The organism is Roseomonas sp. KE2513 (genome assembly GCF_016107305.1).
In the GTDB taxonomy this organism is placed as follows: Bacteria; Pseudomonadota; Alphaproteobacteria; order Acetobacterales; family Acetobacteraceae; genus Roseomonas.
In genome coordinates this window covers 79257-103016 of record NZ_RCVR01000004.1, presented here as the reverse complement: position 1 = coordinate 103016, position 23760 = coordinate 79257, and the positions used below count along the sequence as shown (strand labels likewise).

The following is a 23760-nucleotide window of genomic DNA, read 5'->3' as shown; positions in this document are numbered from 1 at the left end:
TAAGGAGCGCTCCGGACATGATGACGAAGACCTCCTCCCCCTCCGACTGGCGCACCGTGGAGACCTGCCTGACGGCGGAGATCCGCGACGGGCAGCTGAGCCCGGGCCAGCGACTCCCCCCTGAGCCGGCGCTGATGGCGCGCTTTACCGTTGGCCGGCACAGCGTGCGGCGGGCCGTCGCCGCCCTCCAGGCGCGGGGCCTGGTCCAGACGCTGCAGGGGAGCGGGACCTATGTCCGCCCGGCGGCGGTGCTCGATTATCGCCTGTCGGAGCGCACGCGCTTCTCGCGGAACCTTCTCGACCAGGGGCGCGAGCCCTCCGGCCGGTTCCTGCGCGGGGCCGAGCTGCCTGCTCCACCCGAGGTGGCGGAGGCGCTGGGCCTGACGCCCGGCACGCCCGCTCTCAACATCCTCCGCCTCAGCTTCGCCGATGCCGTACCGGTCAATCTCTCGGACGCCTGGTACCCGGCGCAGCGCTTTCCCGGGATGCTGGAGGCCTGGGAAGCGGGGCAGGGGGCCAGCGACGTTCTCGCCGCTCATGGGGTGGAGGACTACCTCCGGCTGCGAAGCACCATCGTGACGCGGCTTCCCAGCGCCGAGGAGGCCTCCTGGCTGGATCAGCCCGCCGAGCACCCGGTGCTGGTGGTGCGCAAGGTGGATGCCGACCTGCGCGGCGTCCCGATCGCCTGTTCCGAAACCATCTGGGCTGGGGAGCGCGTGCAGCTCCTGGTCGACAACGCCCCCTCGCCGGCAGGCGAGGCTCGCGGGCGCGAGGAGAAGACCGATGTGGATCGCTGACCTGCGGATCGTCCTGACCGACCGCGTGATCCCGCGCGGCGCCGTGCGCGTCGAGGACGGGTGCATCGTCGAGGTGATCGAGGTGCCGAGCTTCGGCAATCGCCCCGGCGCGCTGACCCTCATCCCCGGCATCGTCGACCTGCACGGGGACATGATCGAGAAGGAGGTCGAGCCGCGCCCGGACTGCTCCTTCCCGCTGGAAGTGGCCGTCAGCAACCTCGACTCACGCCTCGCCGCCTCGGGCGTCACCACGGCCTTTGCCGGCGTTTCCTTCGCCGAGGGCAAGCGCGGGCTGCGGAGCGAGGAGACGGCCCGTGCCATGGTTGAGGCGGTCGCGGGGATGCGCAGCCACGCCCGCACCGACCTCCGCGTCCACGCGCGCTTCGAGATTACCAATGCACGCGCAGAACCGGTGCTGCGCGACCTTCTCGCCCGCCGGATGGTGGACATGGTCTCGCTGACCGACCACACGCCGGGCCAGGGGCAGTACCGCGACGTGGAGCAGTACGTCGCCTATTCCGCCCGCGCGCACGGCCATGCGCCTGAGGAAGCGGAGGCCCGCGCCCGCGCCCGAATGGCGGTGCCCCCTGCATGGGAGGTGGCGCGCAGCGTGACAGAGCTGGCCCGCGCCCAGGGCCTGCCGATCGCCTCCCACGACGACGACACGCCGGCCAAGGTCGCGCTGATGCGGGACCTCGGCGCCACCATCTCCGAGTTCCCGGTCACGCTGGAGGCGGCACGGGCCGCGCGCGACGCCGGGATGACCACCCTGATGGGGGCGCCGAACGCGCTGCGCGGGCGCTCCATGACCGGCAACATCACGGCAGCCGCCGTGCTCGACGCCGGGCTGCTGGATGCGCTGGCCGCGGATTACCATCAGGGGGCGATGCTGCCGGCCGCGATCGGCTGGGTGCGGGAAGGGCGGCTGCCGCTGCACGCCGCCATCGCCCTGCTGACCGCCAACCCCGCCCGCGCGGCCGGGCTCGGGGACCGCGGCGTCATCGCGCCGGGACGCCGCGCGGATCTCGTGTTGCTGGATGTCTCCGAAGCGCCGGGCGCCCCGCCGCCGCGGGTTCGCGCGGTCTGGCGCGACGGGCGGATGATCCACTCCGACGGATGGACGGGCATGGTCGATGCCGTGGCGGAGGCCGCATGAGCGCGGAATCGAACGACGAACGTCGCCGCGCGGACGACGAACGTCGCCGCTGGATGGGTATCCTCGCCCGGGCCGGCGCCGCGGGGATCGAGGCGCGGCTGGCGGAGACCGCGCCGCTGCCGCCGCACACCCGGTTGCGGGGGCCTGAGACCGGCCTCGTGATGGTGCGCGGCCGCGCCGGCGGTGACGGCGCACCCTTCAACCTCGGAGAGATGACGGTGACGCGCTGCGCCGTGCGCCTCGAGGACGGCACCGTCGGTCACGCCTATCTCGCTGGCCGCGACCGGCGCGGCGCCGAGCTGGCGGCCGCCATGGATGCGGCCCTGCAGGACCCCGTCCGCCGCGCAGCGCTGCTGGCCGCGGTGGTGGAGCCCTTGGCCGCCGAGCAGGCGGAGGCGCGGACCGCGACGGCCCGCAAGGCCGCCGCCACCCGTGTGCGCTTCCTCGCCATGGAGACGACCCGATGAGCGGCCTGCTGCCCGGCTTTGCGGATCCCGTCGCGGACGCGCAGTCCGCTTTCCGCGCCGTGCTGGAGGCGATGGCCCGGCCCGGCCGGGTGCAGCGCCTGCCCAGCCCGCCGGCCCCGCCCGCGCCGCTCTCCCCAGCTGCGGGTGCCGTCCTACTGGCCCTGGCGGATGCCGAGACACCGCTCTGGCTCGATGCTGGCGCGGAGGCGGCCGAATGGGCCGTGTTCCACGCCGGCTGCCCGCTGGTGGAGGACGCTGGCGCCGCCACCTTCGCTCTCGCCACCGGCACGCCGCCCGCGCTCTCGTCCCTCGACCCAGGCACGGACGAGGAGCCGCAGCGCGCGGCGACGCTTATCCTGCAGGTCGCCTCGCTGGCGGAGGGGCGGGGTTGGCGGCTGACCGGGCCCGGCATCGAGCGCGAGCACCGTCTTCAGGTGGAGGGCGCGCCGAACGGCTTCCTCGCGGCATGGGCGGCGAGCCGCGCGCAATTCCCGCTCGGCGTGGACATCATCCTTTGCGCGGGCGACTGCGTGGCTGCCCTGCCGCGCAGCGTCACGATCCGGGAGGGCTGAGCCGATGTATGTCGCAGTTAAAGGCGGCGAGGCGGCCATCGCCAATGCCCATGCTTGGCTGGCCGAGGAGCGGCGCGGCGACACCGGCGTGCCGGAGGTCGGCACCGACGCGATCCGGGAGCAGCTCACCCTCGGCGTGGACCGCGTGATGGCGGAGGGCTCCTGCTACGACCCCGACCTTGCGGCTCTAGCGATCAAGCAGGCGCGCGGCGACCTAATCGAGGCAATCTTCCTTCTCCGTGCCTATCGCACCACGCTGCCGCGCTTCGGCGCCTCCGCGCCGATCGACACGGGGGCAATGACGGTGCGGCGGCGCGTTTCCGCTACCTACAAGGACCTGCCTGGCGGGCAGGTGCTCGGGCCCACCTTCGATTATACTCACCGCCTGCTTGATTTCGCCCTCGCAGCGGAGGGATTGACGCCGCCGGCGGCGGCCGAGACCGACCCCGGCGAGGACGCGGCTCCGCCGCGCGTCACCGGGCTTCTGGCCGCGGAGGGACTAATGGCCGCGGAGGAACCTTCCGATGCGGAACCGGGCGACCTGACGCGCACGCCCGTCACCTTTCCCGCCGGAAGGCCCCTGCGGTTGCAGAACCTGGCGCGTGGGGACGAGGGCTTCCTTCTCTCTATGGCCTATTCCACCCAGCGCGGCTACGGCAACAACCACCCCTTCGTGGGAGAGCTGCGCCAGGGCGACCTTGCCGTGTGCTTCACGCCGCCGGAACTGGGCTTCGAGATCGAGCTCGGGGATCTCCTTGTCACCGAGTGCCAGATGGTGAACCAGTTCCATGGCTCCCGCAGCGAGCCACCGCAGTTCACCAGGGGCTACGGCCTCGTCTTCGGCCGCACGGAGCGACGTGCCATGGCCATGGCGCTGATGGACCGGGCGCTGCGGGCGGCGGAGCTGGGCGAGGACGTGGAAGCACCAGCACAAGATGAGGAATTCGTCCTTTCGCATTCCGACAACGTGGAGGCGACAGGCTTCCTCGAACACCTGAAGCTGCCGCACTACGTCGATTTCCAAAGCGAGCTGGAGTCCGTTCGCGCCATGCGGACCGCGGTGAAGGCGGAACGGCAGCGCGCGCCCGCGGAGGCTGCCGTGCGGCAATCCGAGACCGAGGGAGCCGGCGGATGAGCGGCTACAACTTCGCCTACCTGGATGAGGCGACGAAACGGATGATCCGCCGCGCGCTGCTGAAGGCGGTGGCGGTGCCAGGGCACCAGGTTCCCTTCGGCTCCCGCGAGATGCCGCTGCCCTATGGCTGGGGGACCGGCGGCATCCAGGTGACGGCAAGCGTGATCGGCGCGGATGACACGCTGAAGGTCATAGACCAGGGCGCCGACGACACCACCAATGCCGTCTCCATCCGCCGCTTCTTCGCGCGCGTGGCGCCGGGGCTGCGCACCACCGAGCGCACGGCGGAGGCAACGGTGATCCAGACCCGCCACCGCATCCCCGAGACGCCGCTCCGGGAGGGGCAGGTGCTCGTCTATCAGGTGCCGCAGCCGGAACCGCTTTTCCGCCTGGAGCCGCGGCGGGCGGAGACACGCCGCCTGCACGCGCTGGCGGATTACGGGCTGATGCAGGTGAAGCTCTACGAGGATATTGCGCGCCATGGGCGCGTCGGCTCCTCCTACGACCACCCCGTCATGGTGAACGGGCGCTACCTCATGTCGCCCTCGCCGATCCCCTCTTTCGACAACCCGAAGATGCACCGCTCCGCCGCGCTCCAGCTCTTCGGCGCGGGGCGGGAGCGGCGCCTTTACGCAGTGCCGCCCTATACGGAGGTACGGAGCCTCGACTTCGAGGACCATCCCTTCGTGCCGCTCCGCGCGAACGGCCGCTGCTCCCTCTGCGGCGCGGGGGACAGCTATCTCGACGAGGTGGTGACGGACGACCGGGGAGGGCGGATCTTCGTCTGCTCCGACACCGATTTCTGCACTCAACGGCAGACCATGCGGGAGGCGGCTGAATGAGCGATGGGCCCATTCTCTCGGCACGTGACGTGTCGATTGCCTTCGGCGCCGTACGGGCGGTGGACGGCGTCTCGCTCGACCTCTGGCCGGGCGAGGTTCTCGCCGTTGTCGGCGAGTCGGGTTCGGGCAAGTCGACGCTTCTGCGGCTGCTCGCCGGCGAGGCCCGGCCCGATGCGGGAACCGTGCTCTACCGCGACCCCTCCGGCGCGACGCTGGACGTGCACGGAATGGGCGAGCCCGCGCGGCGGCGCCTGGCGCGCACCGAATGGGGCTTCGTCCACCAGGACCCGCGCGACGGGCTACGACTGGCCGTTTCGGCCGGGGGAAATGTCGGGGAGCGGCTAATGGCCAGCGGGGCCCGCCACTACGGCGACATCCGTACTGAGGCCGCGCGGTGGCTGGAGCGGGTGGAGATCCCGGCGGCCCGGATCGACGACGCGCCACGGCTCTTCTCCGGCGGCATGCGGCAGCGGCTGCAAATCGCGCGCACCCTCGTCACCCGCCCGCGCCTCGTCTTCATGGACGAGCCCACCGGGGGGCTCGACGTTTCCGTGCAGGCCCGGCTGCTCGACATGATCCGCGCGCTGGTGGCCGATCTTGGGATCGCGGTGATCCTCGTAACCCACGACATCGCGGCCGCCCGGCTACTCGCGCACCGGCTCGTGGTGATGCGCCATGGGCGCGTGGTGGAGGAAGGACTGACCGATCGCGTGTTGGACGACCCGAGGCACCCCTATACGCAGCTCCTCGTCTCCTCGGTGCTCGCGGCATGAGCTGGACGCTGAAAGCCGAGGGGCTAGCCAAGGGCTTCACCCTTCATCTGCAGGGCAGCATCGAGATCCCCGTGCTGCGCGATGCGGCGCTGGAGGTTTCCCCGGGCGAGTGCGTGGCGCTTTCCGGTCCATCGGGCGCGGGCAAGTCCACGCTGATGCGGCTGCTGCAGGGGAACTACGGCGCCGACTCGGGCTGCATCCTGCTCCGGCGGCCGGACGGGAGCGTGGCGGACCTGGCGGGTGCCTCGCCGCGCGAGGTGATCGCGCTCCGGCGGGACACGATCGGCCATGTCTCGCAGTTCCTGCGCGTGATTCCCCGAGTTCCAGCGGTAGAGATCGTGGCGGAGCCGCTGGTCGCGCGCGGCATCTCTCGCGAGGAGGCGCGTGCCCGCGCCTCGGCCCTGCTGCACCGCTTGAACCTGCCGGAGCGGCTGCACGCCCTCCCGCCCGCCACCTTCTCTGGCGGGGAGCAGCAGCGCGTGAACCTCGCTCGGGGCTTCGTGGCGGACTTCCCGCTCATGCTGCTCGACGAGCCCACCGCGAGCCTCGACGCGGCCAACCGTGATGTGGTGATCGCCCTCATCGGCGAGGCAAAGGCGCGGGGAGCGGCCCTCGTCGGCATCTTCCATGACGCGGAGGTGCGCGACCGCGTCGCCGACCGGGTCCTAGAGGTGGCGCCGCTGCGGGAGGCAGCGTGACCGGCGTGCTGGTAGCCGTTGTCGGCCCCTCTGGCGCCGGCAAGGACACGCTGATAGAGGCGGCCCGCGCGGCCCTGGCTAGCGACGAGCGCATCACCTTTATCCGCCGCGCCGTAACCCGCCCTGCCGAAGCCGGCGGGGAGGATCACCTTCCGCTCTCGCGCGAGGCCTTCATCGCCGAGCGTGAGGCCGGCGGCTTCGCGCTTTGGTGGGAGGCGCACGGGCTGTTCTACGGCCTGCCGCGCGCCGCGCTGGAAGGGGCCCTGGCATCGGGACGGGTCGCGGTCGCCAACCTCTCGCGGCGGGTGCTGCGTGAGGCGGCGGCGCGCCACCCGCTGCGGGTGCTGGAGATCACGGCCTCGCCCGCCACCCTGGCGAGCCGCCTTGCCGCCAGAGGCCGGGAAAGCGCGGCCGACGTCGCCCGCCGCCTCTCGCGCCAGGTGCCGCTGCCGCTGGGTCTGCCGGTGGAGACTGTGGTGAACGACGGCAGCGTGCAGGCCGGCGCGGAACAGGTGGTCCGGGTGCTCCGGGGCGGCCGGGCCTAGCCGGCCAGCGCCGCGCGAAGCCGGCCAGAGATCGCGTCGATTACGGCAACGGCGACCAGGATCAGCAGCACGATGAAGGAGACGACGCCCCACTCGAGGGTGCGTATCATCTCGGACAGCATCAGCCCGATTCCGCCGGCGCCGACGATACCGATGATGGTGGAGGAGCGCGTGTTACTTTCGAACATGTAGAGCGCGTGGCCGGCCATCACTGGCAGCACGGCCGGCAGCACGCCGAAGCGGATACCAGCGAGCTTGCCGCCGCCCGTGGAGGTGACACCCTCCACCGCCCGGCGGTCAGCAGCCTCGATCGCTTCGGAGAAGAGCTTACCGAAAGTGCCGATATCGCCTGTGGCGATGGCGAGCACGCCGGCGAAAGGGCCGAGGCCGACGACGCTCACCCAGATCAGTGCCCAGATCAGCGCATCGACGCCGCGGATGCTGTCGAGCGTGCGGCGGGAGAGAAAATGCACCAAGCGCCCGGCAGAGGTGTTGCGGGCCGCGAGGAAACTGAGCGGAAAGGCGATGCCCGCCGCGAGCAGCGTGCCGAGGAAGGCAATGGCCAAGGTTTCCGCAAGGCCGCGGAGGATCAGCAGGGCGCGGGAGGTGGTGCCAGGATCCGGCGGGAGCATCAGCCCTAGGAATTGCAGGAGCTGGCCGAAGCCGCCCGCAATGCGGCCGGGCGAGAACTCCAGCCGCCACAGACCGAACACGAGGAGTCCGAGGGCGGCAGCGATGAGCAGGACCGTCCGGATCCGCGCGCCGGTGATGCGGCGGAAGACGTCCGGGTGGCGGCTGGCAAGGCCTGTGCGGTCGGCAAGCGCGGCCTCGCGCAAGGTGAGGACAGGCGACGCGCTCATGCGCCGCGCTCCATGGACCCGATCAGGCCGTGTCGCAGGCGTTCAGTCCCGAGATCGATGATCATGACCGTCACGATGATGAGCAGGAGGATGGCGGCGACGTCGTTGTAGTAGAACTTGCGGATGGCCTCGATCAGGTCCTGGCCGATGCCGCCCGCGCCGACGAAGCCGAGTACCGAGGCCTGACGCACGTTCACCTCGAAGCGGAGCAGGGCGTAGCTCGCGAAGTTGGGCAGCACCTGGGGCAGCGCGGCGAAGCGCACCGTGGCTGCCCAGGAGGCGCCGGCGGCCGCCGCGCCCTCTACCGGCTTCGGGTCGATGTTCTCCACCACCTCGGAGAAGAGCTTGCCGAGTGCGCCCATGCTGTGGATCGCGATGGCGAGGACGCCCGGCACTGGCCCCAGCCCGAAAGCGATGACGAAGATCAGCGCGAAGACGATATCAGGCACAGTGCGGCAGAACTCGAGCAAGCGCCTGGCTGCCCCGCGGGTCCACGGGTTCGGCACCAAGTTCGCGGCCGCGACGAAGGAGAGGAGGAAGCCGCCGATCGCGCCGAGAGCCGTGCCGACATAAGCGATTAGCAAGGTGTCCGCGAGCAGCAGGCCCCATTTCCTCCACCCCCAGAACCACTCTCCAGGGTCGGTCCATACCCGGCCGCCGCCGCCTTCCAGCCTGGTGATGCGGTCGAAGTAGCCGAAGAAGTCACCGAGATGCCGCCAGAGCCTCGCGGGATCGACCTCGGCGACGTGGCCGGCCAGGAGAGTGAGGGCTGCGATCGTGACCGCAAGGACCAGGGCGCGGCGCCGCGACGCCTGGCCGGCGGAACGGTAGCCGTCCAGCAGCTCGGCAAGGCGTGCGTTGGGAAGGGGGGGAAGGGTGGTGGCCAGGGGACCGGCTTTCTCAAGATGGACCGACCGCCCCGGCCGGATGCCGGGGCGGCGGACCCGGGCTGCTAGCCGCGGCGGCGCAGGTTGTCGACGAAGCGGTTCAGCTCGATGATCGGGTCGTAGGCGGTATTGTCCACGGCCATCAGCGGGCCCTGCTTGCCCTCGTAGATCGCATCGAAGGCCTTCTTGTCGGCGGTCGCCAGCTCCAGCACCGCGGTGCGGATGGCGGACTTGAGGTCATCCGGCAGGGCGTTGAGATAGGCCATCGGCGAGTTCACGATCTGGTCAGACTTGAAGACGATGCGGAAGTCCTCGGCCTTCACCATCCCCTTGCGCGCCATGCGGAGAAGGTTGCTCTCCTGCTCGTCATTCCACCAGTTCGCGCACATATCGACCGTGCCCTGGTTTAGCGCGATCACCGCGTTCTCGTGGCTACCCGTGTAGACGACGCGGCCGAAGAACTGTTCCGGCGTGATGTTCATCTTGTTGAGGGCGAAGCGGGGCACGTTGTTGCCGGAGGTGGAGTTGGGATCCACCAATCCGAGGTTCTTGCCGCGCAGGTCTTCGACACGCTGATAAGGGCTGTCCTTCTTCACGTAGAAGACGGAGTAGTAGCCCTTCGTGCCGTCGAGATTCGTCTCGATGGCGAAGGCCGTGATCTGCGAGCCCGTCATCAGCGCGCGAGCGAAGGAGGAGGGGCCGTATGAGGCGATGTGCACGTTGCCCGAGCGCTGCCCCTCGATCACCGCCGCGTAGTCGTTGGCGATGCGCAGCGTCACCTTCGTGCCGAGGCGCCGCGAGAGGTAGTCGATGAATGGGCCGTAGCGTTCCGTCACGCCTGAAGCGTTCTCGGAGGGGATGATCGCGAAGACGAGCTCTGGGTAGCGCGCCGCCCAGGGCGCGGCGCCCTGCGCCCGCAGGACCGAGGGGGCAGCCAGCAGCGCGGCCGTGGCGCCCAGCAGGGCGCGGCGATGGGTGATCATGATGACCTCTTTCTAATTCGGCGGGCAGAGCGCCCGTCAGGTGTCGGCCAGGAAGGGAACCGCGGAGGGACGGACCGGTGCAGATGGGGTCGCATCCATCACCTCCGCGGCCTCCAGGCCGTAGAGTTTGCGAGCCGCATTCGCGTCGAGCGCATCCGGTGGCCCATCGAAGACCAGACGCCCGGCTGAGAGGCCAACAAGCCGGTCGCAGTAGCGTCGCGCGATATCGAGCGAGTGGAGGTTGCAGAGGACGGTGATGCCGTAGTCGCGGTTGATGCGCGCAAGGGCGTCCATGACCAGCCCCGTATTGCGTGGGTCCAGCGAGGCGATCGGCTCGTCCGCGAGGATAATATCAGGTTCCTGCACCAGGGCGCGTGCGATGGCGACGCGCTGCTGCTGGCCGCCGGAGAGATGCTCCGCCCGCTGCGCCGCGAGCTCGGCGATGTCGAAGCGCTCCAGGGCGGAGAGGGCGATGGCACGGTCCTCGTCGGACCACAGGCGCAGGAGCGAGCGGTGCGCGGGCACCTTGTTCAGCCGCCCGACGAGGACATTGGTGAGCACATCCAGCCGCCCCGAGAGGTTGAAGCCCTGGAAGACCATCGCGCATCGCGCCCGCCAGTTCCGCAACGCCCGCCCGCGCAGCGCCGAGACATCGGCGCCATCCCAGAGGATGCGTCCCGCGCTCGGCTCGGCAAGACGGTTGACCATGCGGAGCAGGGTGGACTTGCCCGCCCCGGAACGGCCGATCACCCCAACGAAGGCGCCGCGCGGCACCTCCAGGCACATGTCGTCCACGGCGACGCGGTCGCCGAAGCGCCGGGTCAGTCCTTCAATTACCAACATGGTGGGCGGCTTAGTGAGGGCGACTGACGCGGCGATGACGGAGCGGTGAAGGAATGATGACAGAGGCTGCCGCGGCGGCGCCGCTCAGGCTGGGCCGGACTCCGGACCCGCGACGACGCCCTCGTCGTGCAGCCGTCCAATTGCGGCGGCGGAGAGGCCGAGCACCTCGGCCAGCACGGCGTCGGTATGCTCCCCGAGCTGCGGCGAGGGGGCAGGGGGTCGGCGTCCCTGCGCGCCCCCAAATCTCAGCGGTGCCGCTGGCGTCAGGACTGTGCCGATCTCTGGCTGCGTTACCTCGGCGAAGAGCGGATTCGCCGCAGAGCAGCGCGGGTCCTCACGCACGAGCTGGCCAAAATCTTGGTACGGACCCCAGAGGACACCGCTGCCGGCGAAGGCCGCGGTGACCTCAGCGAGGCTGCGTGCGGCAAACCAGGGCTCCAGCACGGCGGCAATGGCGTGGCGGGCCCGGAAGCGGCCGCCTTCGTCATCGAGGTCTACATCCATCATCGGCCCGATCATGGCGAGCTTCTCCGCGAGGCATGTCGCCTTGCCGATCGCCCGCCATTGGCGGTTGGAGATGGCGCAGAGAAAGGCGCGGCGCCCGTCCGATGTCTCGAAGTCGCGCCCAAAGGCGCCGTAGAGGTCGTTGCCCATGGGCGGGCGGACGGTGCCGTTGACCTGAACCTCCGCGACCAGGCCAAGGTTGGCGACCGAGGCGAGCATGACATCCGAGAGCGCCAGCGTGATCTCCTGGCCCTTGCCGTCGCGCCGCCGCGCCCTCTCGGCGGCGAGGAGACCGGTGCAGAGATAAAGCCCCGCCGCGATGTCCCATGCCGGGAGAACATGGTTGACCGGCGTTGTGTCTGGCCCGGTGGCGATGGGGAAGCCGCTGGCGCAATTGACGGTGTAATCCACTGCGCCTGTGCCGTCGTGATTGCCGGTCAGGCGCAGCATGATGAGGTCCTGCCGCCTGGCACGGAGCGTCTCGTAGTCCATCCATCCGCTGGCGGGGAGGTTGGTGAGGAGGATGCCGGCATCCTCCCCGGGCGAGGCGATCAGCGCCTGGGCGATCTCCCGACCCTCAGGGCGGTTGAGGGCGATCTGCACCGAGCGCTTCGCCTTGTTCAGGCTCGACCAGTAGAGGCTCGCCCCACTTGGCGCGAGCGGCCAACGGCGGTAGTCGATGTTGCCGCCGATCGGGTCGATGCGGATCACTTCGGCGCCGAGTTGCGCAAGGGTCATCCCGCCCAGGGGCGCGGCGATGAAGGCCGAGACCTCGACCACGCGCAGGCCGGACAGGATGGGCGGGGAATCAGCCATGCGTCGGCCTGCCTCTCACTCGGGGATGGGGCCGTTCCGCTCTTTCAGACAGGGCGCGGCGCCGGAGTTTGGCGCAGCCCCTACTGCGGGGACAACAGGCCGGGCGCAACAAGGGTCCGCGGAAGAATGCGACACATGCGCCCCGCCGGCCCTGACCAACAGATTAACGCTGGGCAAGGACGAACCTGAAAGGCTTGGAAAAGTGATGCGACTAGAGTGATCTTTCGGCCTACGGGATGAAAAAAATCCGTGAGACGGCTCATCGCGCCGGGGCCAGGAGAAAGTCCATGCATCGTGGTCTCAGCGGCCTCATCCACGGCCGTGCTTCTGTTGCGCTGCTTCCCGCCCGCGGCGCTGCCGGTCGCCGCGAGTTCCTTGCCCTGGCCGCAACCCTTGCCGGCCCCTCCGTCGCGCGGGCGCAGGACACTGGGGGATACCCGTCGCGGCCGATCCGGGTGGTTGTCGGCTTCGCGGCGGGCGGGCTGGCCGATATCACCGTGCGCGTCATCGGGGAGGCGCTGTCGCAGCGGCTGGGCCAGCAGGTGGTGATCGACAACCGGCCGGGCGGCGCCGGCACGCCCGCCGCCATGGCCGTGGTTCCGGCCGCGCCGGACGGGCACACGCTGGCTATCCTGAGCACCGGCAACGCCATCAACAGGACCCTCTTCCGCCACCTGCCCTACGATCCCGTCACGGATTTCACACCGGTGTCAGGCCTCGCGAATTTCGACCTGCTGCTGCTCGTCGCCGCAAACTCGCGACTGCGCAGCGTGGCGGACGTGCTCGCCGCCAAGCGGGAAGGCTTGGCCATCGGCACGATCAGCCCCGGCAGCACACAGAACCTCGCGGGGGAATGGCTGCGCGTCGCGGCCGGAATGGACGCGACCATCGTCCCCTATCGCACGACGGCGGACGTGCTGACGGCGGTGCAGCGGGACGACGTGCAGATGGGGTTTGAGACCTACGCCACCGCGCGCAGCCTGCTGGATGGCGGACAGCTTCGCGCCGTCGGCAGCACTGGCTCCAGCCGGTCCAGCCTGCTCCCGGATGTGCCGACCCTACGGGAGAGCGGGCTGGCCGATTACGCCGTGGTAGGCTGGAACGCGCTCTTTGCCCCCGCGCGCACGCCGAAGCCAGTCGTCGAACTGCTGAACCGGCACGTGACGGATGTGCTGCAAACGGGGGAGATCCGGAAGCGCCTGCTCGATCTCGGCATCGAGCCCGCGCCGGGCACGGCGGAAGCCTTGGGCGAGCGGCTTCGCCAGGATGTCTCGACATGGGCGAGCGTGATCGAGAAGGCCAATATTCAGCGGCAGTAGAACCCGCTGCGGAGGAGACACTGGGATGAGCGATCTCTCCTTGCGGCGCCGCGCGCTGCTGGGCGCAACCGGCGCGGCGCTGGTCCGCCCGGCGCTGGCGGCGGGCTACCCGGATCGCGCGATCCGGCTTGTGGTGCCGTTCCCGCCGGGCGGGACGGTGGACGTCACCGCCCGGCCCATCGCCGCTGCCGTCTCCGATCTGCTGGGCCAGCCCATCGTCATCGACAACCAGCCCGGTGCGGGCGGCAATGTCGGCACGCAGCGCGTCGCGCGCGCGGCGGCGGATGGCTATACGCTGCTCTTCACCGCGCCCAACCACACGATCAACCCGGGGCTCATGCCCAATGCGGGCTTCGACGCGCAGAAGGACTTCGCGCCGATCTCCCTTTGCGCGCAGATCCCGGAGATCCTTGTCTGCCATAAGGACGCGCCCTTCCGGACTTTCCAGGAATTCGTCGCCTATGCCCGCGCCCACCCGCGTGAGCTGACCTACTCCTCCGCCGGCATCGGCTCGCACCCGCATGTGACGATGGAGCTGCTGCTGCACCGGCTCGGCCTCGACGTGCTGCATGTGCCCTATCGCGGTGCGGCGCCGGCCTTCACGGACCTGGTGGCCGGGCGCGTGCAGCTGAAGCTCGATTCCTACGCCACTTCCGCCGCGCAGATCGAGGCGGGGGCCATTCGCGTGCTGGCGATCGCGAGCGCGCACCGCTCCCCGGCCGCACCTGACGTGCCGACGATCGCGGAGATGGGCCTACCAGGCTTCGAAGGGATTCTCTGGATGGGCTACCTCGCGCCCGCGGGCACGCCGCCGGACGTGGTGAACCGCGTCGCCAAAGCGGTTCAGGACGCAGTGCGCTCGCCCTCCCTAGCGCGCGTCCTCTCCCAACAAGGTGTCGAGGCCGTGGACAGCACACCCGAGGAATTCGCCGCCCGGATCGCGAGGGAGATCCCCCAATGGCGCGACGTCATCCGCGACGCGAACATCCGACCGGAGTAGAAGAATGAGCCCGCCGCTGACGCCCCCGCCGGACCCGAACCCAAAGACGCCGAAGCTGCGCTGCCCACCCGGCTCCGTGGACTGCCAGATCCATCTCTTCGGACCCGCCAGCAAGTACCCTTTCGACCCCGGGAGCAAATACGTTTCCGAGGACATGCTGCCAGAGGAGTCCATCCGCATCCAGGACATCCTCGGGCTGGACCACGCCGTCATCGTGAGCGGCGGGGGGTACGGGATGGACACGCGTCACCTCTGCGACACACTGCGGCGCTTCCCCGATCGCTTCCGCGGCGTGGCGCTGCTGCCCGCGGAGACAGCGATGGCGGAAATGGAGCGACTGCACGGGCTGGGCGTGCGCGGCACCCGATTCGTCAGTCCGCGCCACGGCACGCACCTGCCGCAGATCTCCGAGCGCGTAGGCGCCATGGCAGCCGAGCTGGGCTGGGTGACCCAGTTCTACCCCGGCCAGGGCGAGTTGGAGAGCTTCGCGGAGCGCCTGCTCGCGCTGCCCGGGCGCATCGTTCTCGACCATTTCGCAGCCATTCCAGCGGCGGGGGGAACCGATCAACCGGCCTTCCGGACCTTGCTGCGGATGCTCGACACCGGACGCGTGTGGGTGCGGATATCCGGCCCGATGCGCTGCACGAAAGAGGACTTTCCCTACCCCTCCGTTACGCCGATTGCGCAGGCGCTGGTGGCCCATGCGCCGGAACGGCTGGTCTGGGGTTCGGACTGGCCGCATGTGAACATGGTGGGCCGCGTCATGCCCAATGACGGTGACCTGCTGGACCTCATGCTCGAATGGGTGCCGGATGAGGCGGTGCGCGACCGCATCCTCTCGGAGCAGGCGCGGGCGCTTTACGACTTTCCTTCGCCGAAGGGGGCTGACCGGCCTCAGTCGCTGAAATAGAGTCGGAGCGGGGTTTCGCCGGCGATCTGCTGGCGGACCCGCTCGTCGGGCACCCATTCGGCGAGGGTGGCGACGGCGTCGGCGTAGGTCACGCGGTCCTCAAAGGCAGCGAAGGGCCAGTCGCTTCCCCAGACGAGGCGCTCGCCGCCGGCGACGCGCAGCAGGGCGGCCGCGTAGTCGCGCGCCGCCTCTGGCGAGGGCATGCGGTAGCCTGCCGAGATCTTCACCCAGGTATTGCCGCGCTCGACCGCTGCGAGCATGGCCTTGAAGCCTGGCGAGTTCACGCCTTCGGCGGGGTCCGGGCGCCCGAAATGGTCGATCACGAGCTTCACGCCTGCCTCCTCCACGCCCTCGATCACCGCGGGCAGGTCGTGGCTCTCGGCGAGGACGTGCACGTGCCAGTCTAGGTCCCGCACGCGGCGGAGCAGGCGGCGGTATTCAGGGGATTTCAGGTCGGGTGGGCTGGCGACGTGCCGGTAGAAGATCCGGATGCCAACGATGCCGTCCTCCTTCATCCTCTCCATGCGGTAGAAATCCGCCTCGGGCGGGAGGATGACGGTGCCGCGCAGGCGCTTGTGCCGGCGCGTCGCGCGGATCGTGTAGTCGTTGTACTCGCCGTACATGCTGGCGGCAGCGATGACGCCGAAGGTGACGCCGTGCGCGTCCATGGTCTCGAGAAAACCCTCCGGCGTGGCGTCGAAGGGCGGCTGGTGCCAGGCACTGGCCACGCGCGGCATGTCCGTCGTGTAGAGATGAAAGTGACAGTCGATGATCGGGTGTGTGGTCATGCGGTCGGGCCTTGCCCCTCCCCAGCTTGCGCCGGCGTCCTGGGCGGCGTGGGAGGAATAGACCAGCACCGCCCGCGCTCAGCAAGGCGGCGGGCTTCCGCAGGAACGGTCCGGTGCGCCTCGCCTGGACCGGAATGGCGGATGGGGTGGGATTCGAACCCACGGTGAGGTTGCCCCCACGGCGGTGTGAAGTGGACTGCCGAGACCCAGCAGGCACTCAACAGCCTCTTCCCGAACCGGACTTGCAAGTTTCCAAGCATCCGGCTCTCCAGTACATCTTCGTTCTCAACGTGCTGCAAGATGCGGGTCAGAGAAATCTGATAAGGATTTCCCGTCATACCGGCCTGCATGGATCTCGTCGTGGCATGCCCCACATACCGGGATTTGTTTCCGGTTTAGGTTGGCCATGACCCGATCAAACCCGTGCAAGGGGTTTACCCCACCTTTCCGGATATGTCGCACGTGGTGCATTTCAACGTTGTTGTCTAAGCCGCAGATGCAGCATTTAGCCCCCAGCTTCGTTCGTGTGCGATAATTCGTCTGAACATTCAGAATGTCCAGAGCGTCGGCTCCCGCGTTAACGAGAAAAGCTGTGGTCTTTGCTTTCCAGTCGGTGGGGTACTTCAGGGCAACATACTTTGCTGTCCCGTCAGCCTGATTCACCGTAATGTTCAGCTTTGCTCCATGCTTGGCGAAAACACGCTTCATCGACATCTGGTGCCTGTGAGCAAGGGTCTTAGCAGCGCTGAACTGGAGAATGTATGCGACCCTCCTCAGCCTCGACCGATTTGCGGCAAAGCTGTAGTAGTTCAGGTAGCCGGTTAGAACGGCGTTGTACTCTTCGATTATACGTGCATCCTCTAGCACCGACATAGCCGGTTTCGAGATTGGCACGCCTTCGGGGGTACAGTAGCCCTTGTCAGCCAGGCGGGTCACAAGGCGAGGTACAGGCGCAAACAGGCGCATCACCCCGTTGGTGGTTCTCTTCGTGACGTGCGAGGTAACGTCTCCCCGTGTCCGGGTGTACGTAATAACCCGCGGTGTAGTTGACCCACACTTAATGCGTGTCCCGAGGAAAAACGCCTCCTCGGTTTTCGCATGCCGTATATGGGTCTTTTCCCGACTGAGGGTCAGCTTGAGATCCGTTGCGAGGAAGGTTTCCACCTCGTCCCGGATACTGTTAGCCAACTCCTTTCGTCCCGCCAACCCGATCAACCAGTCATCTGCGTACCTAACGTATTTGACCCGGATAGCCCGCGAATCATCCTTAAACGTTGGTAGGGTAGTTGAGATTTGCTTCAACCGCCGAATTTCGTCCGCGACCAGCTTCTTCTCTTCGGTATCGGCCTTTACCAGCCTCCTCCGAGCCCGACGCAACGCATTAAAGTTCTCCGCGTATTCAGGGCTATATTCCCGTGCAGCGTTCCTCTCGTATTTCCGACGGAGACCTTCTACATACACATCAAGCTCGTGCATGTATATGTTCGCGAGGATGGGAGAGATAATACTGCCTTGGGGAGTCCCTATGACGCTGTTCACCGGGGTTTTGAATTCAAGGTACCCAGCGGTTAGCGCCTTCCAGATCAGGTTCAGGAACCTTTGATCAGAGATTCTCTTTTGAAGAATCTCGATCAGCCGATGATGGTCGATGTTGTCGAAGCAGCCTTTGATATCTCCTTCGATAAACCATGTGGTCCCGTGCCAGTTTGTATCGATGTGCTTCAGCGCTGAATGAGGACCCATTCCCCTGCGGAATCCAAAGCTCAGGTTGCTGAATGAGCTACCGTGAGGGCTGTCGTAGATGCTTTCCAGAATGATGCGGATCGCTTCTTGAACAACCTTTTCCTTGGGCGGTGCGATCCCAAGAGGACGCTTGCCGCCGTTCGGCTTCGGAATTTGGACACGGCGTGCCCTAGAAAATTGGAACGATTCGTTCCGCATCTCAGAGACGATCTTCTCGATGTTGTGCATCGAGAATCCGTCCAGGGTTTGCTTATCCGCACCAGGGGTCATGTTACCCGGGCTGCTTTTGATCCTCTCGTAAGCCACCACATACAAGCCAGGCTTGAACATGAGGCGATAGAGGTCGTGGTTTACCCAGGCTGAGTTCCCGTTTGCCTTACGAAGTGCCTCAAGTCTTCCAAGGACTTTGTCACCCATCTCGGGTGATCCAAGGTCTTCTTGTGGCGTGTGTACCTGTGTTCCTTCCTGTTCGCCGGGCATTACCCCGGCCACATCCACAGAAGGGACCATGGCAGAGGCCATGGAGGAGGGTGTGGGATTCGAACCCACGGAAGCCTCGCAGCTTCGCCCGATTTCAAGTCGGGAGCAATCGACCACTCTGCCAACCCTCCGTCTCCAGTGGACCAGTAATACGAACACTCCGTCACCAGAAGCCCTCTGGCTTCCTCCGCCTCCTTAGTGAGAGGGCGGTTCTAGGGATTGCTCCCCTTAGGTGATCCCCCTGTTAGCGATGGTACGGTCCCCGGACTTAGGTGCCCAACTCATCCCTCGTATCCTCATTCTGAGGCGCACCCTGCTGAGGTCCTTCGTGATGCTTGAAAACCTCATCACGAACAGGCAGGCGGGGGTGACAGTCGCTTTCCCCCTCAGGTCGGTACTCCCGGTGCAAGAGATTTGGGTTCAAGTAGTGTAACCTTCACCATATCCGAGTTAGCTGACCGACTCGGCAGGGGTTCGCGACTACCCCTCGTCGGCCTTTTCACGCCATGCTGGTGTCCCCTTGGCCTTTCGGCCGTAGGTAAGGCGCTGCTTTAGCTACATAGACCTAGTAGCAGTTACTCTCGTAACCTCCGTTCCATCGCCCTCTCGGGGCGCACTTTCAAGACCGCTGCCATAGACCACTCGGCCACCCATCCGGACAGGCGGGCACAGCGCCTGTGCGGCACCGTGCGTGTTGCGGGTTACACCCGTGGCACTGCCATGGAAACCACCCGCGGTAGGCCCAGGCACCGGAGCGAGCCGTTCCGTCGCTTGAACGGCTGTGAAGTTCGCGCGAGGCGGAGGCTTCCGTTGCCCCGGGCGACTGGAAATGGCACCTCTGCCGGCATGAACCGCCCCGGCCGCCGGTCCGTCCTCACCTTTGCCCTCCTGACGCTGGCAAGACCGGCGCTCGCGCAGACAGAGGGGTTCGACAGCTTCCTCGACGGAGTGCGGGCGGAGGCGCGGCGAGCCGGGATCTCGGCGGCGACCCTTCAGCGGGCGCTCGGCAGCGTCCGCCCGGTCGACCGCGTGATCGAGCTCGATCGGCGCCAGCCCGAGAGCAGCCTCACCTGGGAGGCGTACCGGGACCGCATCGTCAGCCAAGTGCGGATCGACAATGGCCGTCGTGCCTATGCCGACAACCGCGCGCTCCTCGACTCGCTGCAGGCCCGCTTCCGCGTGCCCGGCCGGGTCATTGTAGCCATCTGGGGCATGGAGACGAATTACGGCACGAACACCGGCGGCTTCGGCGTGGTGGAGGCCCTGGCGACTCTCGCCTGGGACGGCCGGAGAGCGGCCTATTTCCGAGGCGAGCTGATTTCGGCGCTCCGCATCATCGAGGCTGGGCATGTCACGCCGGAGCGCATGCGGGGCTCCTGGGCCGGTGCCATGGGGCAGCCGCAATTCATGCCGACCAGCTTCGAGCGCCTGGCGGTAGATGCAGACGGCGACGGGCGGAAGGATATCTGGGACAGCCGGGCGGACGCGCTGGGCTCCATCGCCAATTATCTCGCCCGCTCCGGCTGGCAGGAGGAGGAGCGCTGGGGGCGCGAGGTGCGGCTGCCGGAGGGCTTCGACACCGCCACCGCCACGCGGGAGAACGTCCGTCCGCTGCGGGAATGGGCGCGGCAGGGCCTCGCCTTCACCGACGGCACGGCCCTTCCGGCGAGCGACACAGGCGCGGCGGTACTGATCCCCGGGCTGCCGAACGGCGGCACCCAGGCTTTCCTCGTCCTCGCCAACTTCAATGCCATCCGGCGGTATAACCCCTCCAACTTCTACGCGCTGGCGGTCGGGCTGCTCTCGGACCGAGTGGCGTGAGTCGCGGACTGGCGTGCGGGGTACGGCTTCTCCCGCTCATCCTCCTGGCCGGCTGCTGGAGCGCGGAGGCGCCTACGCCGGCAGGAGAGCCGCGCTACGTGGTCGGAGAGGCGTATCAGCTGCGCGGCCGCTGGTATTACCCTCGCGAGGATTTCGGCCTCGTCGAGGCGGGTCTCGCCTCGGTGGCGGCTGACTCACGGCCGGGGCGCCGGACCGCCGATGGGGAGGTGCACGACCCTGCCGCGCTCATGGCAGCCCATCGCACGCTTCAGCTCCCGGCCGTGGTCGCAGTGACCAATCTCGAGAACGGGCGCACGCTTCAAGTGAGGGTGAACGACCGCGGCCCCGCCGAGCCCGGGCGGGTGGTGGAGCTGTCCCGACGCGCAGGCGAACTCCTCGGCATCGCGCCCGGCCGGCCGGCCCAGGTACGGCTGGCGGTGCAGGGCGATGCCTCGCGCGCGTTGGCCGCGGGGCTGCCGGTGCCGGAGGGGCTGCGCCCACGGATCGAGGCGGCGCCGACCGGGGGCGTGGAGCGTGAGACCCTGGCGCCGCCCCCCGGCGCAAGGCAGGCCGAACGGGTGAGAGAGGGCAGGGAACCCGTTCTGGCAGTGTCCGACACGGGGCTGGGAAGGGCGAGCGCGGCCGCGACGCTGCCGGAGCGGGTGGTTCAGGCCTCTCCGGCGCCTGGGCGTCTCTTCGTTGAGGGAAGCAGCTTCTCCAGCCGGGCCGCGGCGCAGCGGCAGGCCGCGCGCCTCGGCGGCGCGCGCATCGAGGCCACCGGCCCGGCGCGGCAACCGGAGTGGCGCGTGCGCCTCGGCCCCTTTCTCGATTCGGCCGAGGCCGACAGGACGCTCGACGGCGCCCTGCGCGCTGGCGTATCGGAGGCGCGGATCACCGTGGACTAGGGGCCGCTGCCTGTGCCTGGATGGCGGCGGGGATTTGGGGGCGTAGAGATGCCGAAGCGTCGGGACATGATCGGGGCGGTCGCCGCCCTCGGTCTTGCCGGGGGAGTGCTGTCCGAGGAGGCGAGGGCCCAGGCTCGACCGCGGCCGGCCCGAGGGCCCGCGCCCCCGCCGCCAGGCAGCCCGGCGAGCACGCCGCTGGGTCCTGTGGACACCGCCGCGCGGCTCGCGCTGATCATCGACGCCGACACGGGCGCGGTGCTGCTCGAGAAGAACGCGGACGAGCGGATGCCGCCCTCCTCCATGTCGAAGCTGATGACGATCTACGTCGTGTTCGACCTGCTGAAGCAGGGCCGGCTGACCATGGAGCAGGAGCTGCCGGTCAGCGAGCGCGCCTGGCGGATGGGCGGCAGCAAGATGTTCGTCCAGCTCGGCACCAGCGTGAAGGTGCAGGACCTCATCCGCGGCGTCATTATCCAATCCGGCAATGACGCCTGCATCGTGCTCGCCGAAGGGATCGCGGGCAGCGAGACGCAGTTCGCGGAGATGCTGAACGATTACGGCCGCAAGCTCGGCCTGACCGCCAGCACCTTCCGCAACGCGACCGGCTGGCCGGACCCAGAGCACCGGATGACCTGCCGGGACCTCTCGATCCTTGCGCGACGGCTGATCAGCGACTTCCCCGACAATTTCCGCATCTATTCGGAGCGGAGTTTCGTCTGGAACAACATCACCCAGGAGAACCGCAACCCACTCCTCGGCCGTGTTGCCGGGGCGGACGGGCTCAAGACCGGGCACACGGACGAGGCGGGCTATGGCCTGACCGGCACGGCCAAGCGGGGCGACCGGCGGCTGATCCTGGTGGTGAACGGATTGTCGAGCATGGCCGCGCGGCGGGAGGAGACCGAGCGCCTGATGGAATGGGCCTTCCGCGAGTTCGAGAACGTGGCCCTCTTCCGCGCCTCGGACACGATCGAGGAGGCGCCGGTCTATCTCGGGGAGCGGCTGAAGGTGCCGCTGGTGGGCGGGCGCGACGTGGTGCTGACCCTGCCGAAGCAGTGGCGCCGCAGCCTGCAGGTGCGGCTGCGCTATGATAGCCCGGTGCCGGCGCCGATCGCGAAGGGGCAGGAGCTGGGCAAGCTCGAGGTTTCGGGCGCGGGGGTGCCGCCTATGTCCGTGCCGCTGCTGGCCGGAGCGGACGTGTCGAAGCTGGGGCTGATTCCGCGCATCCCGGCGGTGCTGGGGCGGCTCGTCAGTGGCGCCTGAGGGCGGCCGCGGACGCTTCATCACGCTGGAGGGCGGCGAGGGGGCGGGCAAGACGACCCTCTCCCGCGCCCTCTCGGCCCTGTTGGCTGAGGAAGGCGTGCCGGTGCTGCGGACCCGCGAACCCGGCGGCGCGCCCGGGGCGGAGGCTGTCCGCGGGCTGATCCTGGGGCAGGGGCCCTGGGATCCGGTGGCCGAGGCCATGCTGCACTTCGCCGCACGCAGGGAGCACGTGGCGCGCACCATCGAGCCCGCGCTGGACGCCGGGATCTGGGTTGTCTGCGACCGCTTCGCCGACAGCACCCTTGCCTATCAGGGTGCGGGGCAGGGGTTGCCGCGGGAGGTATGGGAGCGGCTCTGCGACCTCGCGCTGGGATCGCTGAGGCCGAACCTGACCCTCGTTCTCGACCTTCCGTCGGAGCGGGGCATGGGCAGAGCTCTCCAGCGCGGGGACGCCAACCGCTACGAGCTGCAGGGCGCGGATTTCCATGCCCGGGTGCGCGCGGCCTTCCTCGCGATCGCGGCGGCGGAGCCGGACCGCTGCGCCGTGCTCGACGCTTCCCGCCCGCCTTCGGAGGTTCTGGACGCGGCCCTCGACCTCGCCCTCGCCGCATGAGCCTGCCCCCCGAACCCCGCGCCAACCCGGCCCTTTACGGTCATGACCAGGCGGCCGCGGCCCTGCGCGACGCCGCGCTCTCCGGCCGGATGCATCACGGTTGGCTGCTGGCCGGGCCCGAGGGGGTCGGCAAGGCGACACTCGGCTGGCGTTACGCGCGGTGGGTGCTGGCGGGGATGCCGGGTGGTGCGGCCGTGGGTGAGGCGCCGCTCTACCGCTCACCCTCCGAGCCGATTTTCTCCCGTGTTGCTGCCGGGGCCCATGCGGACCTGCGGGCGCTGGTGCCCGGCACGGGCGAGAAGGGCAAGAAGGTGATGATTCGGGTGGAGGAGGTGCGCGAGCTGACGCGCTTCCTCGCGATGACGCCGGCCGAGGGCGGCTGGCGTGTGGTGGTTATCGAAACTCTGGAGGCGATGAACGAGGCGGCGCAGAACGCCCTTCTCAAGACGCTCGAGGAACCGCCGCCGCGGGCCGTCCTGGTGCTGACCACCTCCGCCCCCGACCGCTTGCTGCCGACAATCCGCAGCCGTGTGCGGCGCCTGGACCTGTTCCCGCTGGAAGCACCGCTGATGGACGAGGTGCTGGGGCGCTGGCTGCCGGAGATGGGGGAGGGGGACCGCGCGGCCCTGGCCCGGCTCTCTGGCGGCAGCCCGGGGCGTGCCCTGGTGCTGGCAGAGGGGGAGGGGCTCGCCATGGCGCGGGAGGTGGAGGGCTTCCTCGCCCGCCTGCCCCGCCCGGACCCTGCGGAGTTGCACGCGCTGGCCGACCGCTTGGCGGCGAAGCGGGACGGCAGCGCCTTCGTCACCTTCTTCGCCCTGCTGCGCGCCAGCCTGGCCGCGGCGCTGCGCGGCGCTGCGCGAGGGCAGGGGGCGCCGCCCTGGCTGGCGGGCCGCGGCCTTGCCGACTGGGCGGGGCTGTGGGACATGCTCGGCCGGCTGGCCGATGAGACCGAGACGCTTAACCTGGACCGCAAGCAGGCCGTGCTGACGGGTCTCTCGCGGCTCTCGACCTGACGGACCAGCCGCTATCGGCGCGGGGTC

The 23760-nt window shown here is 68.8% G+C and carries 25 protein-coding genes and 1 tRNA gene; 18 read left to right on the top strand and 8 right to left on the bottom strand.

Going from position 1 to position 23760, the window contains the following annotated elements; genetic code table 11:
* The first annotated feature begins 17 nt into the window (after nucleotides 1-17).
* The 9 genes from phnF to phnN are packed head-to-tail and all read left to right on the top strand — an operon-like array spanning nucleotide 18 to nucleotide 6985.
* Nucleotides 18-797, top strand: a complete 780-nt coding sequence (gene phnF / locus D9599_RS05625) for a phosphonate metabolism transcriptional regulator PhnF (protein ID WP_198380247.1) — start codon at nucleotides 18-20, stop codon at nucleotides 795-797.
* On the top strand, nucleotides 784-1953 hold the full coding sequence (locus tag D9599_RS05620; RefSeq protein WP_198380246.1) for an alpha-D-ribose 1-methylphosphonate 5-triphosphate diphosphatase: 1170 nt from the start codon (nucleotides 784-786) through the stop codon (nucleotides 1951-1953). Before phnF ends, D9599_RS05620 begins: the two co-directional genes overlap by 14 nt.
* Nucleotides 1950-2420, top strand: a complete 471-nt coding sequence (gene phnG / locus D9599_RS05615; RefSeq protein WP_232480177.1) for a phosphonate C-P lyase system protein PhnG — start codon at nucleotides 1950-1952, stop codon at nucleotides 2418-2420. Before D9599_RS05620 ends, phnG begins: the two co-directional genes overlap by 4 nt.
* The gene (gene phnH, locus D9599_RS05610; protein WP_198380245.1) at nucleotides 2417-2992 is read left to right on the top strand and encodes a phosphonate C-P lyase system protein PhnH; all 576 of its coding nucleotides are present in this window, start codon (nucleotides 2417-2419) and stop codon (nucleotides 2990-2992) included. Before phnG ends, phnH begins: the two co-directional genes overlap by 4 nt.
* A 4-nt stretch (nucleotides 2993-2996) precedes the next feature.
* Nucleotides 2997-4127, top strand: coding sequence for a carbon-phosphorus lyase complex subunit PhnI (locus D9599_RS05605; RefSeq protein WP_198380244.1), 1131 nt, complete (start codon nucleotides 2997-2999; stop codon nucleotides 4125-4127).
* Nucleotides 4124-4969: an alpha-D-ribose 1-methylphosphonate 5-phosphate C-P-lyase PhnJ gene (locus D9599_RS05600; RefSeq protein ID WP_198380243.1), complete on the top strand. Its 846-nt coding sequence runs from the start codon at nucleotides 4124-4126 to the stop codon at nucleotides 4967-4969. Before D9599_RS05605 ends, D9599_RS05600 begins: the two co-directional genes overlap by 4 nt.
* A complete protein-coding gene (phnK, locus tag D9599_RS05595; protein ID WP_198380242.1) occupies nucleotides 4966-5742 on the top strand; it encodes a phosphonate C-P lyase system protein PhnK in 777 nt (258 codons plus the stop codon). The genes D9599_RS05600 and phnK overlap by 4 nt, the downstream gene beginning before the upstream one ends.
* On the top strand, nucleotides 5739-6440 hold the full coding sequence (gene phnL, locus D9599_RS05590; protein WP_198380241.1) for a phosphonate C-P lyase system protein PhnL: 702 nt from the start codon (nucleotides 5739-5741) through the stop codon (nucleotides 6438-6440). Before phnK ends, phnL begins: the two co-directional genes overlap by 4 nt.
* Complete coding sequence (phnN, locus tag D9599_RS05585; protein ID WP_198380240.1) at nucleotides 6437-6985, top strand: phosphonate metabolism protein/1,5-bisphosphokinase (PRPP-forming) PhnN; 549 nt, start codon at nucleotides 6437-6439, stop codon at nucleotides 6983-6985. The genes phnL and phnN overlap by 4 nt, the downstream gene beginning before the upstream one ends.
* Here the strand turns inward: phnN and phnE (D9599_RS05580) are convergent.
* Entirely contained in the window at nucleotides 6982-7845 is an 864-nt protein-coding gene (phnE, locus tag D9599_RS05580) for a phosphonate ABC transporter, permease protein PhnE (RefSeq protein ID WP_198380239.1), read from the bottom strand. The genes phnN and phnE (D9599_RS05580) overlap by 4 nt on opposite strands.
* A complete protein-coding gene (gene phnE / locus D9599_RS05575; RefSeq protein ID WP_232480213.1) occupies nucleotides 7842-8603 on the bottom strand; it encodes a phosphonate ABC transporter, permease protein PhnE in 762 nt (253 codons plus the stop codon). The genes phnE (D9599_RS05580) and phnE (D9599_RS05575) overlap by 4 nt, the downstream gene beginning before the upstream one ends.
* Here phnE (D9599_RS05575) and D9599_RS31180 point away from each other — a divergent pair.
* Entirely contained in the window at nucleotides 8556-8801 is a 246-nt protein-coding gene (locus tag D9599_RS31180) for a hypothetical protein (protein ID WP_232480176.1), read from the top strand. The genes phnE (D9599_RS05575) and D9599_RS31180 overlap by 48 nt on opposite strands.
* On the opposite strand, the gene phnD is transcribed toward D9599_RS31180, so the two are convergent.
* The 3 genes from phnD to D9599_RS05560 all read right to left on the bottom strand — a co-directional run bounded on the left by phnD (nucleotide 8798) and on the right by D9599_RS05560 (nucleotide 11878).
* The gene (gene phnD, locus D9599_RS05570) at nucleotides 8798-9715 is read right to left on the bottom strand and encodes a phosphonate ABC transporter substrate-binding protein (protein ID WP_232480175.1); all 918 of its coding nucleotides are present in this window, start codon (nucleotides 9713-9715) and stop codon (nucleotides 8798-8800) included. The two genes, D9599_RS31180 and phnD, sit on opposite strands and share 4 nt — an antisense overlap.
* 36 nt (nucleotides 9716-9751) lie before the next feature.
* Nucleotides 9752-10558, bottom strand: a complete 807-nt coding sequence (phnC, locus tag D9599_RS05565) for a phosphonate ABC transporter ATP-binding protein (RefSeq protein WP_198380238.1) — start codon at nucleotides 10556-10558, stop codon at nucleotides 9752-9754.
* Between the two features lie 84 nt (nucleotides 10559-10642).
* A complete protein-coding gene (locus tag D9599_RS05560) occupies nucleotides 10643-11878 on the bottom strand; it encodes a CoA transferase (protein ID WP_198380237.1) in 1236 nt (411 codons plus the stop codon).
* 287 nt (nucleotides 11879-12165) lie between these two features.
* Here D9599_RS05560 and D9599_RS05555 point away from each other — a divergent pair, with 287 nt between their 5' ends.
* The 3 genes from D9599_RS05555 to D9599_RS05545 are packed head-to-tail and all read left to right on the top strand — an operon-like array spanning nucleotide 12166 to nucleotide 15107.
* Nucleotides 12166-13197, top strand: a complete 1032-nt coding sequence (locus tag D9599_RS05555) for a tripartite tricarboxylate transporter substrate binding protein (RefSeq protein ID WP_198380236.1) — start codon at nucleotides 12166-12168, stop codon at nucleotides 13195-13197.
* A 25-nt stretch (nucleotides 13198-13222) separates the two neighbouring features.
* Nucleotides 13223-14197 (top strand): tripartite tricarboxylate transporter substrate binding protein, encoded by a 975-nt coding sequence (locus D9599_RS05550; RefSeq protein WP_198380235.1) that lies wholly within the window; start codon nucleotides 13223-13225, stop codon nucleotides 14195-14197.
* 4 nt (nucleotides 14198-14201) lie between these two features.
* Nucleotides 14202-15107, top strand: a complete 906-nt coding sequence (locus D9599_RS05545) for an amidohydrolase (RefSeq protein WP_198380234.1) — start codon at nucleotides 14202-14204, stop codon at nucleotides 15105-15107.
* On the opposite strand, the gene D9599_RS05540 is transcribed toward D9599_RS05545, so the two are convergent.
* The 3 genes from D9599_RS05540 to D9599_RS05530 all read right to left on the bottom strand — a co-directional run bounded on the left by D9599_RS05540 (nucleotide 15092) and on the right by D9599_RS05530 (nucleotide 18249).
* Nucleotides 15092-15895: an amidohydrolase gene (locus D9599_RS05540; protein WP_198380233.1), complete on the bottom strand. Its 804-nt coding sequence runs from the start codon at nucleotides 15893-15895 to the stop codon at nucleotides 15092-15094. The genes D9599_RS05545 and D9599_RS05540 overlap by 16 nt on opposite strands.
* Nucleotides 15896-16180: 285 nt before the next feature.
* On the bottom strand, nucleotides 16181-18148 hold the full coding sequence (locus D9599_RS05535) for a reverse transcriptase domain-containing protein (RefSeq protein WP_232480174.1): 1968 nt from the start codon (nucleotides 18146-18148) through the stop codon (nucleotides 16181-16183).
* Nucleotides 18149-18159: 11 nt separating this feature from the next.
* Nucleotides 18160-18249, bottom strand: a tRNA-Ser gene (locus D9599_RS05530).
* Between the two features lie 715 nt (nucleotides 18250-18964).
* Here D9599_RS05530 and D9599_RS05525 point away from each other — a divergent pair.
* From D9599_RS05525 to D9599_RS05505, 5 genes are all read left to right on the top strand, one after another.
* On the top strand, nucleotides 18965-19939 hold the full coding sequence (locus D9599_RS05525; RefSeq protein ID WP_198380231.1) for a lytic transglycosylase domain-containing protein: 975 nt from the start codon (nucleotides 18965-18967) through the stop codon (nucleotides 19937-19939).
* A 98-nt stretch (nucleotides 19940-20037) separates the two neighbouring features.
* A complete protein-coding gene (locus D9599_RS05520) occupies nucleotides 20038-20844 on the top strand; it encodes an RlpA-like double-psi beta-barrel domain-containing protein (protein WP_309228550.1) in 807 nt (268 codons plus the stop codon).
* 48 nt (nucleotides 20845-20892) lie between these two features.
* Entirely contained in the window at nucleotides 20893-22107 is a 1215-nt protein-coding gene (locus D9599_RS05515) for a D-alanyl-D-alanine carboxypeptidase family protein (RefSeq protein ID WP_198380229.1), read from the top strand.
* On the top strand, nucleotides 22097-22720 hold the full coding sequence (gene tmk / locus D9599_RS05510; RefSeq protein WP_198380228.1) for a dTMP kinase: 624 nt from the start codon (nucleotides 22097-22099) through the stop codon (nucleotides 22718-22720). Before D9599_RS05515 ends, tmk begins: the two co-directional genes overlap by 11 nt.
* The gene (locus tag D9599_RS05505; protein ID WP_198380227.1) at nucleotides 22717-23733 is read left to right on the top strand and encodes a DNA polymerase III subunit delta'; all 1017 of its coding nucleotides are present in this window, start codon (nucleotides 22717-22719) and stop codon (nucleotides 23731-23733) included. Before tmk ends, D9599_RS05505 begins: the two co-directional genes overlap by 4 nt.
* Nucleotides 23734-23760: the final 27 nt, after the last annotated feature.

Excerpts from the sequence above, each read along its gene's own strand:
- phnC (WP_198380238.1), bottom strand. The coding sequence starts at position 10,558 with ATGTTGGTAATTGAAGGACTGACCCGGCGCTTCGGCGACCGCGTCGCC.
- D9599_RS05560 (WP_198380237.1), bottom strand. The coding sequence starts at position 11,878 with ATGGCTGATTCCCCGCCCATCCTGTCCGGCCTGCGCGTGGTCGAGGTC.
- phnK (WP_198380242.1), top strand. The coding sequence starts at position 4,966 with ATGAGCGATGGGCCCATTCTCTCGGCACGTGACGTGTCGATTGCCTTC.
- D9599_RS05620 (WP_198380246.1), top strand. The coding sequence starts at position 784 with ATGTGGATCGCTGACCTGCGGATCGTCCTGACCGACCGCGTGATCCCG.
- D9599_RS05515 (WP_198380229.1), top strand. The coding sequence starts at position 20,893 with ATGCCGAAGCGTCGGGACATGATCGGGGCGGTCGCCGCCCTCGGTCTT.
- phnD (WP_232480175.1), bottom strand. The coding sequence starts at position 9,715 with ATGATCACCCATCGCCGCGCCCTGCTGGGCGCCACGGCCGCGCTGCTG.
- D9599_RS05545 (WP_198380234.1), top strand. The coding sequence starts at position 14,202 with ATGAGCCCGCCGCTGACGCCCCCGCCGGACCCGAACCCAAAGACGCCG.
- D9599_RS05605 (WP_198380244.1), top strand. The coding sequence starts at position 2,997 with ATGTATGTCGCAGTTAAAGGCGGCGAGGCGGCCATCGCCAATGCCCAT.
- D9599_RS05505 (WP_198380227.1), top strand. The coding sequence starts at position 22,717 with ATGAGCCTGCCCCCCGAACCCCGCGCCAACCCGGCCCTTTACGGTCAT.
- phnH (WP_198380245.1), top strand. The coding sequence starts at position 2,417 with ATGAGCGGCCTGCTGCCCGGCTTTGCGGATCCCGTCGCGGACGCGCAG.
- phnL (WP_198380241.1), top strand. The coding sequence starts at position 5,739 with ATGAGCTGGACGCTGAAAGCCGAGGGGCTAGCCAAGGGCTTCACCCTT.
- D9599_RS05600 (WP_198380243.1), top strand. The coding sequence starts at position 4,124 with ATGAGCGGCTACAACTTCGCCTACCTGGATGAGGCGACGAAACGGATG.
- D9599_RS05535 (WP_232480174.1), bottom strand. The coding sequence starts at position 18,148 with ATGGTCCCTTCTGTGGATGTGGCCGGGGTAATGCCCGGCGAACAGGAA.
- phnG (WP_232480177.1), top strand. The coding sequence starts at position 1,950 with ATGAGCGCGGAATCGAACGACGAACGTCGCCGCGCGGACGACGAACGT.
- D9599_RS31180 (WP_232480176.1), top strand. The coding sequence starts at position 8,556 with ATGCCGCCAGAGCCTCGCGGGATCGACCTCGGCGACGTGGCCGGCCAG.
- D9599_RS05550 (WP_198380235.1), top strand. The coding sequence starts at position 13,223 with ATGAGCGATCTCTCCTTGCGGCGCCGCGCGCTGCTGGGCGCAACCGGC.
- D9599_RS05525 (WP_198380231.1), top strand. The coding sequence starts at position 18,965 with ATGAACCGCCCCGGCCGCCGGTCCGTCCTCACCTTTGCCCTCCTGACG.
- D9599_RS05555 (WP_198380236.1), top strand. The coding sequence starts at position 12,166 with ATGCATCGTGGTCTCAGCGGCCTCATCCACGGCCGTGCTTCTGTTGCG.
- phnE (WP_198380239.1), bottom strand. The coding sequence starts at position 7,845 with ATGAGCGCGTCGCCTGTCCTCACCTTGCGCGAGGCCGCGCTTGCCGAC.
- phnF (WP_198380247.1), top strand. The coding sequence starts at position 18 with ATGATGACGAAGACCTCCTCCCCCTCCGACTGGCGCACCGTGGAGACC.
- D9599_RS05540 (WP_198380233.1), bottom strand. The coding sequence starts at position 15,895 with ATGACCACACACCCGATCATCGACTGTCACTTTCATCTCTACACGACG.